This window comes from Coleofasciculus sp. (assembly GCF_046565525.1).
Lineage (GTDB): Bacteria > Cyanobacteriota > Cyanobacteriia > Cyanobacteriales > Coleofasciculaceae > Coleofasciculus.
Genome location: NZ_JBKHUP010000079.1, coordinates 1 through 14,404 on the forward strand (window position 1 = coordinate 1; position 14,404 = coordinate 14,404).

General features: G+C 47.5%; 12 protein-coding genes and 2 pseudogenes. 12 read left to right on the top strand and 2 right to left on the bottom strand.

Annotation, left to right across the window (positions count from 1 at the left end; translation table 11 throughout):
• The 8 genes from ACLGGO_RS24740 to ACLGGO_RS24775 form a co-directional block, all read left to right on the top strand.
• Window positions 1–2,472 (top strand): methyl-accepting chemotaxis protein (locus ACLGGO_RS24740; RefSeq protein ID WP_446421278.1); only part of this gene is annotated, 2,472 nt, incomplete at its 5' end.
• 93 nt (window positions 2,473–2,565) lie between these two features.
• Window positions 2,566–3,354, top strand: a complete 789-nt coding sequence (locus tag ACLGGO_RS24745) for an MlaE family lipid ABC transporter permease subunit (protein ID WP_446338691.1) — start codon at window positions 2,566–2,568, stop codon at window positions 3,352–3,354.
• Window positions 3,355–3,410: 56 nt separating this feature from the next.
• The gene (locus ACLGGO_RS24750) at window positions 3,411–3,806 is read left to right on the top strand and encodes a DUF3119 family protein (protein ID WP_446338692.1); all 396 of its coding nucleotides are present in this window, start codon (window positions 3,411–3,413) and stop codon (window positions 3,804–3,806) included.
• A 148-nt stretch (window positions 3,807–3,954) separates the two neighbouring features.
• Window positions 3,955–5,160: a DUF3086 domain-containing protein gene (locus ACLGGO_RS24755; RefSeq protein ID WP_446338694.1), complete on the top strand. Its 1,206-nt coding sequence runs from the start codon at window positions 3,955–3,957 to the stop codon at window positions 5,158–5,160.
• A 347-nt stretch (window positions 5,161–5,507) separates the two neighbouring features.
• On the top strand, window positions 5,508–6,503 hold the full coding sequence (locus tag ACLGGO_RS24760) for a hypothetical protein (protein WP_446421279.1): 996 nt from the start codon (window positions 5,508–5,510) through the stop codon (window positions 6,501–6,503).
• Between the two features lie 13 nt (window positions 6,504–6,516).
• On the top strand, window positions 6,517–6,741 hold the full coding sequence (locus ACLGGO_RS24765) for a hypothetical protein (RefSeq protein ID WP_446421280.1): 225 nt from the start codon (window positions 6,517–6,519) through the stop codon (window positions 6,739–6,741).
• Between the two features lie 294 nt (window positions 6,742–7,035).
• Window positions 7,036–7,695 carry a glycerol-3-phosphate 1-O-acyltransferase PlsY gene (gene plsY, locus ACLGGO_RS24770; RefSeq protein ID WP_446421281.1) on the top strand — a complete coding sequence of 220 codons (660 nt, stop codon included), beginning with the start codon at window positions 7,036–7,038 and terminating at the stop codon, window positions 7,693–7,695.
• Between the two features lie 77 nt (window positions 7,696–7,772).
• Window positions 7,773–8,153, top strand: coding sequence for a hypothetical protein (locus tag ACLGGO_RS24775; protein WP_446338696.1), 381 nt, complete (start codon window positions 7,773–7,775; stop codon window positions 8,151–8,153).
• 130 nt (window positions 8,154–8,283) lie between these two features.
• On the opposite strand, the pseudogene tnpA reads toward ACLGGO_RS24775, so the two are convergent.
• Window positions 8,284–8,491: pseudogene (tnpA, locus tag ACLGGO_RS24780) on the bottom strand (IS200/IS605 family transposase); the annotation flags it as partial.
• 45 nt (window positions 8,492–8,536) lie between these two features.
• On the opposite strand from tnpA, the pseudogene ACLGGO_RS24785 reads away from it, so the two are divergent.
• A pseudogene (locus ACLGGO_RS24785) lies at window positions 8,537–9,740 on the top strand (RNA-guided endonuclease InsQ/TnpB family protein).
• A gap of 37 nt (window positions 9,741–9,777) precedes the next feature.
• Here the strand turns inward: ACLGGO_RS24785 and ACLGGO_RS24790 are convergent.
• Window positions 9,778–10,203, bottom strand: coding sequence for a hypothetical protein (locus ACLGGO_RS24790; RefSeq protein ID WP_446421282.1), 426 nt, complete (start codon window positions 10,201–10,203; stop codon window positions 9,778–9,780).
• A 278-nt stretch (window positions 10,204–10,481) separates the two neighbouring features.
• Here ACLGGO_RS24790 and ACLGGO_RS24795 point away from each other — a divergent pair, with 278 nt between their 5' ends.
• The 3 genes from ACLGGO_RS24795 (at window position 10,482) to ACLGGO_RS24805 (ending at window position 14,254) form a co-directional block, all read left to right on the top strand.
• Complete coding sequence (locus ACLGGO_RS24795; protein WP_446366227.1) at window positions 10,482–10,733, top strand: hypothetical protein; 252 nt, start codon at window positions 10,482–10,484, stop codon at window positions 10,731–10,733.
• 37 nt (window positions 10,734–10,770) lie between these two features.
• Complete coding sequence (locus tag ACLGGO_RS24800; RefSeq protein ID WP_446421283.1) at window positions 10,771–12,990, top strand: pentapeptide repeat-containing protein; 2,220 nt, start codon at window positions 10,771–10,773, stop codon at window positions 12,988–12,990.
• Between the two features lie 274 nt (window positions 12,991–13,264).
• The gene (locus tag ACLGGO_RS24805; RefSeq protein ID WP_446421284.1) at window positions 13,265–14,254 is read left to right on the top strand and encodes a transposase; all 990 of its coding nucleotides are present in this window, start codon (window positions 13,265–13,267) and stop codon (window positions 14,252–14,254) included.
• The last annotated feature ends 150 nt before the right edge of the window (window positions 14,255–14,404 follow it).

Sequence of the window (14,404 nt, forward strand, 5' to 3'; positions counted from 1 at the left end):
AGTGATTTTGCTCTAGATGACAGCCCATTTACTGAGGCAGATTATCAAGAAGAATCGAGTGATTTTGCTCTAGATGAAAGACCATTTACTGAGGCAGATTATCAAGAAGAATCGAGTGATTTTGCTCTAGATGACAGCCCATTTACCGAGGCAGATTATCAGGATAACTTTGAGGAATTTTCACCAGGGGCGTCTGAGGATGATACGGCGGCAACGTTTGTCATGCCCCCCGGTAGCATCCCTGAATTTGAAGGTTCTGAGGAGGATCTCTCACCATCTTATGAGTCCGAATCCCAGTTCGACCAAGACTTATCGGAAGTGGATCGGGAAATGGAGGGTTGGCATGAGGAATCTATCGACGAGTCATATCAGACAGATTACCCCGTTTATGAAGACGAAACCCTACTGATGGATTCAGGGGAGTTGGGGGAGGCTTTGCCAACGGATACAGATGAGTTTGACTATTCAGGAGCACAGACGGATGAAGCGATTGAGGCATTTGACGCAAGTGAGTACACTCAGGACGAGCCAGACTTTGATCAAAATGGATTTAACGCTCCCGATCAGTTTGACTTTGAGAGCTTTGACGATGCTTTCACCATGGATGAGATAGCTGACGCTGATGCCGAAAGCTTTTCAGAACTTGAAGAAAATCAAAATACTCAAGAGGGGTTTTTAGACGTTTTTGATGTATTTGAAGATGATTTAGGCTCTCTTCCCGATTTTGCTATAGACGATCAGGATGAATTATCTGACCCCGGTGCGAGGGAATCAGATTTTGATGTCTTAAGTAACAGTGGGGTAGTACCATCAGCAGGTGAAGGTGCGGGAGTTAGGGAAAATGGCGATGCCGTCCGAGATGGTTTAGCCGCTCATCAGAAATCTGCTCAGGGGTATCGCTCAATCGATAGTGATGAAGAAATATTCAGTCTTGGTAACTCAACTGAACAACTCCCAGTTTTTAATCAGACCAAAGAGGGGGGACATGAACCTATCGTTAATGTTGATCAAGGATGGCTGGCTCCCTTTGAAAATGCTTCCCTCAACCATAAACAGTGGATTACATCTTTTGCCGCAGGGATTGCCTCCGCTTTTGTGGTTGCCTTAGTGAGTTTTTCGGCACAAAGTATTACTGCCCGAAGTGCAATATCCGAAGGGCAAGCTCAAGGAGCGATCGCAAATCTCAAATTCGCCCATGCTTTAGCCAGTGGTGCGGCATTTGCTGCCAGTTTTGGCATTACCCTATATCTGGGTCGGATCACCACTCGCCAGATTCAACAGGTCACAGCAGATTTACAAACCCAGTTTGACTCCGTTGCTCAGGGGAATCTTAATGTCAGTGTCCCCATCTACTCCGAGGGAGAACTAGGTCAGCTAGCTTCGGGTTTCAATCAGATGGCGCGAGTGATCCTAACCACCACCAGCGAAGCCACCCGAAAAGCTGAAGAACAAGAACAAGCCAAAGAAGACCTGCAACGCCAGGTGATTCGATTGCTTGATGATGTTGAAGGAGCCGCACGCGGTGACCTGACGGTACAAGCTGAAGTAACAGCCGACGTTTTGGGAGCAGTGGCTGACTCCTTTAACCTAACCATTCAAAATCTACGGGAAATCGTCCAACAGGTAAAAGATGCCGCACGTAAAGTAACCAAGGGTTCTACTGAAAGTGCGGCGTTTGCCGGCAGTTTATCCAATGACGCCTTGCGCCAAGCCGAGGAACTGGCGGTTACCCTCAACTCCGTTCAGGTGATGACCGACTCAATCCAGCGAGTCGCTGAAGCCGCCCGGGAAGCTGAGGAAGTCGCCCACACCGCTGCGGATGTTGCTCACAGAGGCGGTCACGCTGTAGAACATACGGTGGCAGGTATTTTACAAATCCGGGAAACCGTCGCAGAAACAACGCGAAAAGTCAAGCGTCTGGCTGAATCTTCCCAGGAAATTTCTAAGATTGTCGCCGTAATTTCGACAATTGCCTCCCGAACCAACCTGTTAGCGCTCAATGCCAGTATCGAGGCAGCTCGAGCTGGAGAGGCGGGTCGAGGATTTGCCGTCGTTGCTGATGAAGTGCGGCAACTGGCAGATCGCTCAGCCAAGGCACTCAAAGAAATTGAGCAAATCGTCATGCAGATTCAAAGTGAAACTGGGTCGGTGATGACGGCGATGGAAGAAGGCACCCAACAGGTTATTGATGGGACTAGACGGGCAGAGCAAGCGAAACAGGCACTGGAAGATATTATTCAAGTGTCCAATCGCATTGATACTCTGGTGCGGGCAATTAAAGCGGATACAGTTGAGCAAACCGAAACATCCCGTGCTGTTGCCCAAGTCATGCAATCGGTTGAGCTAACTGCCCAAGAAACATCTCAAGAAGCCCAACGGGTGTCCAGTGCCTTGCAAAACTTGGTCGGTGTGGCACGAGATCTACTCAATTCTGTAGAACGTTTCCGTGTGGAATCAAGTGAGAGCCGATAGTCCTTAGACAGTAGAAGGGTCGAAGGGTAGAAGGGTAAGACTCCCTGACAAAGGACAAATGACAAATGACAAAGGACAAATAACCAATGACCGATGAATGAAACCCCCTCCAGTTCTAGCTTAGGATTGTGGACTCTGCGCTTGCTAGCTGCCATTTTATTAGGCGGTCAAGTCATCGTTCATCTTTTGGGTGGTAAAATCCACCGACGCAATACCCTCGATCAAATGGCAGTCGTGGGTCCGGATTCACTAACTATTGCCATGATCACGGCTAGTTTTATTGGTGCCGTGTTTACCATTCAGGTAACGCGAGAATTTATTAACTTTGGGGCAACTACAGCCATTGGAGGGGTTTTGGCACTGGCATTGAGCCGGGAACTTGCGCCTGTTTTAACGGCTGTAGTGATTGCCGGACGAGTCGGTTCAGCGTTTGCGGCTGAAATTGGCACAATGCGTGTGACTGAACAAATTGACGCGCTTTATATGCTCAAAACTGATCCCATTGATTATTTGGTCATTCCTCGTGTCATTGCTTGCTGTCTAATGCTGCCGCTATTGACAATTCTCTCGATTATTCTCGGCATGACGGGAGGCGTATTGATTGCCATTAATTTCTACAATATTCCCCAATCTGTGTTTCTGGATTCCGCCCGGAATTTCCTGGGAATCTGGGATTTGTTTACGGCGATGATTAAAGCCGCTGTATTTGGGATGCTGATAGCCGTCATTGGCTGTAGCTGGGGATTGACCACTACTGGTGGTGCCAAAGGAGTCGGTCAATCCACGACAACGGCAGTCGTCACAGCTTTACTCGCCATTTTCATCACTAACTTTTTTTTATCGTGGCTGATGTTCCAAGGCACAGGCAGTGCGGTTCTGTAATCAGGGGTATATTAAAATAGATCGATTGTGTCGATAAACAACGGAAATTTAGTCAAGTGACCTCTGCTACTTCTTCATCTTCATCAACCCAAACCATCGAACTTGCCCCTAGCTACGCGATTCCTTTGGTATTGGTTGTGGGCAGTATACCTATTGTGCTGCTCCAAATTTGGGTTGGTTTACTCATTGCTCTTTTTGGGTTATTTTTAACGATTCAAGCGGTAACCATCCGTCTGCAATTTACCGAAACCGCATTGGATATCTATCGTTCCCAGACTCTCATTCGCCGTTTTCCTTATAAAGACTGGTCAAATTGGCGGATCTTCTGGTCATCATTTCCAATCCTTTTCTATTTTAAGGAAGTTAATAGCATCCACTTCTTGCCCATTTTATTTGATTCCAAGCAGCTTAAACTGTGCTTAGAGGAGCGCTGTCCCCAGATTCGAGATTGATTTGTGATATGCCTTGCTAAATTAATGCTTAGGCTTGAGAACACCTTTGATCGAAGGCTCTCTTGCCAGGTAACTCACCCTTGCGAATAATCCCACCGTTTAGGGGTTGGGAGTGTAAATCATTATTCAGATACTAATTAATTATTCGATGAATTCAGACGAACCACAAAGCCAGGAATCCAATCCAGAACAACAACCAATCCTTGAGGTATTTGATGAAAAATCTCCAGAGCAAAAACCCGAAACAGAAAAACCTGAGCCCTTAATCGAACTATCTGACCAATCTGACGTGACACAACCACAAGCTGACAATTCAAAGGCTTTAGACTTACCTGCGCCAGATGATGATAATCAGATGACGCCATCAAGTGATCAACAGGAAACAGTGGCGAATTTCACTCAAAGGATAGCTGACCTTGAGTGGCAAGAACAGCAGTTGAGGCAAAAAATTGCCCAGCTACAAGCCAGCCAGAATCAGATTTTATCGGATCAGTTGACCAAAACCCAAGCCACCATCCAACAAATGCTCCAAGAAGGGTTAAGCGAATTAGAGCAGCGCAAGCAAGCCCTTTTGATTTCTGTGGAGCAACTGGAACGCCGCCGAGAACGCATTCGCACGGAAATGCGAACCACATTTGCTGGGGTGTCTCAAGAATTAGCCATTCGGGTGCAGGGTTTTAAAGACTATTTAGTTGGCAGTTTACAAGACTTGGTTGTGGCGGCTGAACAGTTGGAATTAGCAGAACCGACGGCAGAATCGTTCCAACCTAGGATGGATGAACCACAGCCGCCAGCTTCTTCGCCTACACCCAAATTTGCTGAACAGGCGTTTCAAGATCAGATCCGGCAAATTCGGGACATTATTGACCAATACCGCAAGATGCCAGATTATTATGGTCCGCCTTGGCAATTGCGGCGCACGTTTGAGCCAATTCATGGGGAGCGAGTGTCCAATTGGTTTTTTACTCAAGGGGGGCGTGGGGCGATTCGCACCATCGGTAGCCGCTTGCAGAATATTTTGGTCGCCTCCGCCGTGATGTCTGTGCTGCGGACGCTTTACGGTGATCGACTACGAACCTTGGTTCTTGCCAATAGCCCTGAACGGCTGGGAGAATGGCGCAGAGGATTGCAGGATTGTCTAGGCATTTCCCGCAGTGATTTTGGTCCGGAACGGGGGGTGGTTTTATTTGAGGAAGCATCAGCCCTGGTGCAAAAAGCTGATCGGTTGATGACCCAGAAGCAACTTCCTTTAATCATTGTTGATGAAACAGAAGACCAGATTCGTCTTTCAATTCTGCAATTTCCTCTCTGGTTAGCCTTTGCTCCCGATCCTCAGCAAATGAATAATTATTAATAATATATAGCGACTCTAAATGAGTTGTGAAAGGTGAGCATCTTGAAACCCAGGCATAGCAAAGATCTCCTTGGGGAAAATTGCCACAACCTATTTAGAATTGCTATAGGATGCTTAATGATTCTTGACTTTTTCATATTGACAAGTATTGCTGGAATTATGACAATCGAAAGTTGACAGAACTTACGCAACTGTCACAGGCGACTCCAGGAACGGTGTTTTAACCGGCTTCGGAGTATCCTTTGAGAATCCTTGGTTATTTATACCAAGGAGAAGTCAAGCGCGAACAACTGTCATAGTCAATGTAAAAGAAAGAAGATAAATACTATATCAGACCGTTGTAAATTGTGCCTGTTGAAGGCAAAAATTTTTGCTTAAATGCAAAGGAGATATTCAACTTAATGAGTATTCCAATTCAAGTTTCACCAGCGACGAATGATCTGACCCTATCCATGGATCAGACCTTCGCCGAAGTGGTGAAGGTAACTATCCCGAAATCTGGGGTAGTCCCGAAAGTGGATGCCTATTTTCTCGCCGACACAACGGGTAGCATGAATAATGCGATCGCGGCGGTCAAGAGCGGCATCCTCGATGCTATGACCAGAATCCAGGACTTAGGGGCAGATGTCTGGTTCGGGGTTGGCGACTACAAGGACTTTCCGGCTCCGGTTGCCGACGAACATCCTTACGGATTCGCCCACCAATGTAGCCTGATCGCCGATATCGCCGTCGTCAAAGCCGCGATCGATGCCTGGACAACCTCCCCCGGTCAGGACACGCCAGAAGCTCAGTTCTATGGACTCGATCAAGTTGCCGAACCACCCGGCGGTAAGATCGGTTGGCGTACAGATGCCAAGCGGATTATTGTTTGGTTTGGCGACGCCGCCGGTCACGACCCAGTCTGCAAAGAAATTTCCAACCTCTCCTACGACATTACCGAGGCATCGGTCACCGCCAAGCTAGTGGCAGAGAAGATCAAAGTGCTGGCGCTTTCCATGGACACCAACTATCGTGCCCCTGCAGGACTCGACGACGATCCCGTAAGATCCTCCAGCGCGTTTAGGTCTAGATGCGGAGAGCCTGGTGGCACCCCTGGACAAGGGAGCCGAATCGCCAAGGCAACGGGTTGCAAGCTAGTCCAAGGTGTCAGTGCCGACACGATTGTGGAGACAATTACCACAGAATTGGCAGCACAGATCACCGCGATTGGGAACGTCAGTCTGGTAGCCAGCGGAGCCACCGCACCATTTGTCGTTGCGATCGCACTACATCCAATGCTGGGAGAAAGATGTCACCTTCAAGGAGCAGTTGTATCTCCAAGGACCAGCCAAACCTGGGAATGACGGGTATCCAAGGTTGCAACGGCGCAGCCAAACTGAATTGCAGACCTGGGTATTGGTTCCAGTCAGTGGAGATCCCGACACTTACGCCATCCAACCCAAGGCATACCCCGAATATGCCTTAGGTCTGATTGGCAATAATTGTCAAAACAGCATCGGTGTGGTTGCCAACCGCACCTGGGGAAAACCAACATTCCATCACTATTGGCGACTGAGCAAGGATTACGTTGGTGGCAATTAAATCTGAGTACAGACAGCTATCTACCAGGGCGGTAAGCTGATATAAACAATAGACATTTGCTGAAAAAGAATCTGAAACTTTGCTCCTGTCTAGGGAAAAGTCGGATTTCAGTAGATGTCTATTTTTTCCCTTAATCTGTGCTTTTATATTAGTTTTTTGTGCCTATAGCTTGATCCTGTGGCAGAATTTAACAGAAGGATTACGAAGACAATTGGCTTGATTTGGCGTTGATTTTTATTTTAGTCCCGCTATTCCCAGAAAATTTATAGTGTTAATTGTGGAGGGTTTGAACAAATGATGCTTGAGTTGAGTTGGATTGGGCTACTGCTGATCACCGCTTACTTACTGGGTTCAATTCCGACTGGATATTTGGCTGGACGTCTGATTAAAGGAATTGATATCCGGGAGGTTGGATCGGGATCGACGGGGGCTACCAATGTTTTGAGAAACCTGGGAAAAGGTCCGGCTTTAGTTGTTTTACTGATTGACGCGGCTAAAGGAGTTGGTGCTGTTGCTTTGGTGCATGGCTTCTTTTACCTAACGGGAACATCGGTGATCCCAGATACCTGGAAACCTTGGTTGGTGGCTGTCGTCGCGTTGGTGGCGATGTTTGGTCACAGCAAATCAATATGGATTAACTTTACGGGAGGAAAATCAGCCGCCACAGGGTTGGGCGTCTTATTGGCTATGTCTTGGTTTGTCGCGTTGAGTGTATTGGTAATCTTTATTGGGGTCGTCAGTTTCTCGCGGTTTGTCTCTCTGGGTTCTATTGCGGCTGCGATCGCGGTTGCTGTTTTGATGATTGTCTTAGCCCAACCGTTGCCTTACCAGATATTTGGGGTTATGGCGGGGCTATATGTTATATTACGACATCAAGCCAATATTCAGCGTCTACTCGCCGGTACTGAACCCCGGTTAGGGCAATCTGTATCACCAGAAGTGATCAGCAGTTAAAACCTTGTTGGTATGAACCTCTCAGGTTAAACCTGATGTGAACTAGGATGGAGATAGTCAGTTTCTTTCCAAGTACCGTGAACCAGTACGATCCTAAACTTGCTCAGTTTAACCTATCAGGCGTGGGCTGTTGGCTCACCCTATTAGCCACATTTTTATTACTGGGAACAGTTGGCTTGGGCTGGCTGGTCAACGGATTCTTAATTCTGATTGGGTTAGCCATCCTAGCGCCAGTCATTGGCTGGGTTGGCTTTCGCTGGTGGTTACAGCGTAACCTAGTTGAGGATAAATGTCCCGTTTGCGCCTACGAGTTTACTGGATTTAATCGTACCGAATGTCGCTGTCCCAACTGTGGCGAATTGTTGAAAGTCGAACAGGGTCAATTTAACCGCTTGACGCCGCCAGGTACGATTGATGTAGACGCCGTAGAGGTTTCAGTGAAGCAGCTTGAGGATTAAGCGAGTTTAAATGGGTATCTCACTCCCTAGGAAAAAACTCCCATCGACTCCTGAAACCAACGCCAGTTCTGTTCTGGCAAGTTCCTTTCTCAAGCAATGACCGGAAATTTGGGTTCAGGCTTCCCGTCCTTCAAGGACGGCTTGGATTTCTGATGTACTTTTTCAGCACTTCAAGAGGGCATCCACCAACAGAAACCGCAAAGTAGCTAGGACTCCAAAGCTTGTTTTTGCTCTCGTTTGTGTATCCAGCTTGTCCATAACGGCGACTAGACACCCCATGCAAGCGCATTAATAATTTGGGATATCGATAACTTAGGGGGATACTCAATTAAAACATGAAATAGTTGTCTAATTTGGCAGACCAACATATAATAAATAACACCATGAAAGCGAGACACAACTACCGAATCTATCCCACGCCAGGGCAACAGAAGTCGTTAGCCCGCTTGTTTGGTTGTGTCCGTGTGGTGTGGAATGATGCACTGGCGCTGTGTCGGCAGTCTCAGAAGTTTCCCAAAAATAGCGAACTGCATGCATATTTGCATCACTCAGGCTAAGAAAACCGTTGAGCGAGAATGGTTGAGTGAAGTCTCAAACATCCCACTACAGCAGTCTATAGCTGATTTAGGTGTCGCCTTCAACAATTTCTTCCAATCCTGTAAGGGAAATAGGAAGGGCAAAAAAGTTAATCCACCCAAGTTTAAGTCTCGCTGTTCTAAACAGACAGCAAGATTCACCAAAGGTGGATTTAAGGTTAAAAAATCCAAGGTTTACTTAGCTAAGATTGGCGACATCAAAACGAAATGGTCAAGACCCTTACCGTCAAAGCCTAGTTCAGTAACAGTTATCAAAGATTGTGCTAACCGCTATTTTCTCAGTTTTGTGGTTGAGGTAGAGCCGGAGATTAGACGGGCTAAAAACCCATCTATCGGGATTGATTTAGGGCTGAAAACTTTTGCCGCTTGCTCCAACGGCTTCATAATCAATAGTCCAGATTCCTCTCGCCTCTACCGTAAACTTAAACGCGCTCAGAGGCGGTTAGCCAAGCGTACAAAAGGATCGAAGCGGCGTGATCGGATGCGACTCAAAGTCGCCAAGCTCAATGCCAAAATCCGGGATAAGCGCAAAGACTTTCTGCACAAGCTATCCACCCAAGTGGTCAACGAAAACCAAGTGATTGCTTTGGAGGATTTGAACGTTGGCGGTATGCTCAAAAACCGTAAGCTATCACGGGCAATTAGCCAAGCTGGATGGTATGAGTTCCGGTCGATGTGTAGCGCCAAAGCAGATAAGTATAACCGCGACTTCGCTGTTATCAGTCGATGGGAGCCAACCAGTCAATGCTGCTCTGAATGCGGTTATCGCTGGGGCAAACTCGACCTATCTGTAAGGACGGTTGTTTGCCTCAACTGCGGCGTAGAACACGACCGGGATGATAACGCATCGACAAATATAGAAAAAGTCGGGGTCGGGCAGATCCACGACTCTAAACGGACGGGGATCGCTTGTAAGACCTCAGTTGAGGCAGTGTGTGGTGAGCCGTCAACCCACCGAGAGTACGAACAGTTATCACTGTTCGACTGGTAGGAATCATCGTCCTTGTAGGGCGGTGAGGATGTCAATACTACTGCCTAATTAAGAGGGTATAACTTTGCCCTCCAGCGCTATCAACGATATAGATACGGTAAGTGCCTTCTTCCCAATATCCAGGTGCTTCAACGGTTTGCCCTGGCGCAGAGGCTAGCACACATTGTCTAGCACTTGCCACAGGTTCACCGGCTGGATTCAATGGCTCAATGATCAGAGCCGATTGACCTGGGCTTTGTACGCTGAACTTTAGAGAACCGAAGTCTTGTTCCAATGTGATTGTATACTGCGGTTGTACATTACCCACTTGGCAATTGTTCCCTTGAACGGAAGTGCCTTGGAGTTCCAGGGCATTAAATCCTGGCGCTAATCTTTGCACAGTCTGACTATGTAGCAACCCTGCGTTCGCTAACAGCATCGCCAACGTGGTTGGCAGAATCATCCACTGTTTTAGTCGTTTCATTATCTTAGGCTCCACTATGGTTTGAGTCATTCTCAAACTCATCGTCTTAAATTAATAGACCGCCTGAAACCGACTCTGTTCCTGTTTGTCAAGTGTCACGCCTTTATCATTCGTCATTAGACAAAGAACTCTTAACAGAGAAAACTCTTTCATCCCTCGCCCCGAAGAATTGCCCAAAACCTTGCCTCAACCTCTAGAATCAAAAAATATAACCTTTTTCTATAACCTAATTCTCTTGGCAGATGGAACCAAATCGAGACGAGGACCAATCCACGCCCGTGGGCAATCCCTTTCAACCGCCTTTCTATAACACTTATCCGATGAAAAGACGGTTCAATCAAATCACTGCTTGGTTTAACAACCTGCCTAGCGTTGGTAAAGTTATTGTGGTGATTGTCGGCGGGAGCCTGGGTCTATCCCTACTCAAGAGCGTTTTCCAACTGATTACGTCACTGATTAGCCTTGCCCTATTGGGAATAATCCTCTACGTAGTGTATAAATTTTTCATTACCCCTAAATCTCCCCAATAATTACCCACCCTTTATCCTCGTCGCGTGAGAGTTGAATATGACTAGCCCTACCATAAAACAAGTCAATAATCAAGCGGTTAGTCGATCATTTTCACTGCGACTAAACCGGGCGTTCCCGATGATGACCCGGCGGTTGGCAGCCGTGGTTCTGGAAGTCTCGTTCGTGGCGGCGAGTGCGGTCATTCCGTACAGTATCGGCGAGTATGCCAAAGACCATTCCCCGGCTGAACCCGTTCCCATAAACCCTGTGGTTGCGGCTACAGAAGAGGCGATCGCGAAAACTCTAGCCTATCCACGAGCGCGGTTAAATCGCCAAGTTGCCCCCCTGACCAACTTGTTCTGGTGTGGGGCAATTGTTATGCCTGTAGTGGTGGTCAGTTGGCAGCTTTATCGATTGGGGAAAACCGGGCAAACCACGCCCAAACAGTGGTTAAAGCTGCGGGTGGTGACACCGATGGGAACACCACCGGGATTGATCCGGGCGGTTTGGCGCGAGGCGGTAGGACGGTGGGGATTGCCCCTGGGTACAGCCTATCTGCTTTGGCGTTATACGGGCGCATTTCCCGACTTTGGCATCTTATTAGGACTCGCGGGAGTCATGCTGCTCGTGGAACATGGCAGTGGTTGGATTCACTCACGACGCCGCACCCTACACGATCGCATGGCAGGAACATTCGTGGTGAATGCGGCTCAGGGATTGGACTCTGGGTCCTTTAACGGCGGGCGATCACCCAGTCGGGATCACTCGGTTACCCTAGAATTTAACAACGGCTGGCATCAACATAGCGAAGCATCAACCAATGATCAGCCCAGTCATCCATCCGTAACCACCATCGTCCTCACCTCCCAATCCCCATCCCGACGAGTTCCCAATCTGTGGTGGTGGATGCGCCGCAATCCAGGAGCAACCTTGCTGATTCTCTCGTTTGCGGGAATGGCATCGGTTTTGGGTACCTTTGTCGGGACTCAGGTGTATATCCAACGTCAGGCAAATTGGCGAGAATTTAACCAGCAGAATAACCAGGTATTTCTGGCGCTGGTTAAGCAGTTGAGTTCTACCTCAGCCACGGCTTTAGAAGAACGACAGGCGGCAATTCTGGCGCTGGCAAGGCTGGATGATCCCCGTGCTGTGCCATTTCTGGTGGATTTATTGGGACAGGAAAAAACGCCGAGCCTGATTGATACCCTACAGCAAGCTTTGGTGAGTAAAGGTGCTGAAGCCCTACCGCCTCTACAACGGTTGAATCAGGCGCTACAAAATGATCGAGACACATTAGCCCGTCGGGGAACGCCGGGAGAGCAGCAGTTAGTTGCATTACGACAACGAGCAACCAATCGCGCGATCGCGAAAATTCTCACCATTTACAGCAGCGAACTGCACGACGCGGATTTGAGTCGCACTGACTTGAGTCAAATGGACACCCTTTCTGTTCAATTTACCTTAGTTTTAGATAACCTCGACCTAGCCGGAATTAATTTCCGTTCCGCCACATTAACTGGGGCGAGTTTCCAGAATAGCCGTTTTTATGGAGCGGGTGCGGATCAGCGCTGGGGTACGTTTGATGATTGGATTGCGGATTTGAGTGGGGCTGAATTCAAGGAAGCGGATTTAACCGGGGCAAATTTAAACAATGTTTTGATGGCTCGCACGAATTTGATCCGGGCAATTCTAAATCGGGCAAATTTAGCTGATAGCTATCTCATTGCTGCGAACTTCAGCAGCGCTCAACTGATTGGGGCGGATTTAAGGCGAGCGGTATTAGAAAATGCTAGCTTGACGGGGGCGAATTTGGGAGAGGTAAAGGCGTCTCTGGTGAATTTACATGGGGGGAGTCTTGGTCAAGTGAGTGCTGTTGGCGGAGATTTCAGCTTTGCGGATTTGAGCCAATCGAATTGGCAAGGGGCTGATTTATCAGGAGCAAATTTCAGTCATGCTAAGTTACAGGATGCTGATTTGAGTTCTACGAAATTGGTTCAGGCGAATTTGAATAAGGCTCAATTGCAAAATGCCAAGCTACAGAATGCCAATTTGAGTGCGGTGGATTTACGGGGGGCGAATATTACGGGAACGGATTTCCTGGGGGCGATGTTTGCCACAGCGACACCGATTAAGTCAGATCAGTTTATCACACAACCTCCAGCAACAACGTCGGGGGCGCAAGTGCAGGGGGTGAATTTTGCCCGGGCTAAAAATTTAGATACCAATCAATTGCAATATATCTGTAGTAATGGGGGGCGTCATCCCGAATGTCCATGATTTGTCATTAGTCAAGGGTATTAACAACCTGTGGGGGCGACCCGCTTGCATCAATTAATAACACCAGAAATAGGGCGGGTTTACATAAGTTACTCGTTTTTGCTGACATGTTATCGGTAAAACCCGCCCCTACAGACCATCGGGTCGCCCTTTCCTCACATTTTGATGCCAAAGGCTGTTATTAGGGGTGAGGCGGGTAATAAAAAACAGTGAGATTGTATCACGATAAATCCACTTAAATCAGGGCAAAGATGAGAATTGAGGAGTGACTAAAATGAGCGAATATGATTCGCCATGGAAGGAAAGTATTTCGCTATATTTTCGGGAGTTTTTGAGTTTTTTCTATCCACAGATAGAAGAGGACATTGATTGGGAACGAGGATTTGAATTTTTAGACACTGAGCTACAACAGATCAAGCGAGAGACAGAAACGGGTAGGAGAGATGCGGATAAATTGGTGAAAGTCTGGCGTTGTAGCGGGGAGGAGCAATGGGTTCTTGTCCATGTAGAGGTGCAATCACAGCGTCAAAGTGAGTTTAGTGAACGGATGTACTTGTACCACAGCCGGATTTTCGATAGGTATCGTCGCAGTGTGGTGAGTTTGGGGATACTCGGCGACGAGCAACCGGGTTGGCGCCCCAGTCGGTATGAGCGTGAATTGTGGGGTTGTCGGGCAATACTGGAATTTCCGGTGGTGAAACTGCTAGATTACAGTATGGATGAGCTTGCGAGTAGTCAAAACCCATTGGCGGCGATAGTACAAGCGCACCTTTCTGCCCAAGTTGCAGGGAAAGATGTTGGGGTTGGATATGAAAGCAAGCTGTCTCTGATTAAGAGTTTATATGAGCGGGGGTATAAGCGAGAGGATATCGTTCAATTATTTCGATTAATCGATTGGTTTATTGCCCTACCGAAGAGAGAAGAGGATCGATTGTGGCAAGAAATACAAACGTTAGAAGAGGAGAGAAAAATGCCTTATATTACCAGTGTTGAACGAATCGGAATCAGGAAAGTCCAACAAGGAAATATTATTCGTATACTTGAAGTTCGGTTTGAAGATATTCCGCAGAAATTGAGGGAATTAATTGGGAAAGTAGAGAATCTTGAGGTGCTAGGTACTCTTCTGGTTCAGGCGGTGACAACCCAATCCTTAGAGGTATTTGAATCGATTGCGAATCAATATGTTACGGAGGAGGAGTCGGAAGTGGAGAACCCAGAGCCGAGTTCGGGTGAAGGGGCGAATGGAAGTGAAACAAAGAGTTAGGTTTTCTTGATTAAGAATTTGTGCGATCGCGAATATGAAGGAGAGGATATCATCCAATTATTTCGCTTGTTCGACTGGTTTATTGCTCTATCTGGGAGCGAAGTGTAGCGATTGTGGCAAGAGATAGAGATACAAAGGTTAGAAGAGGAG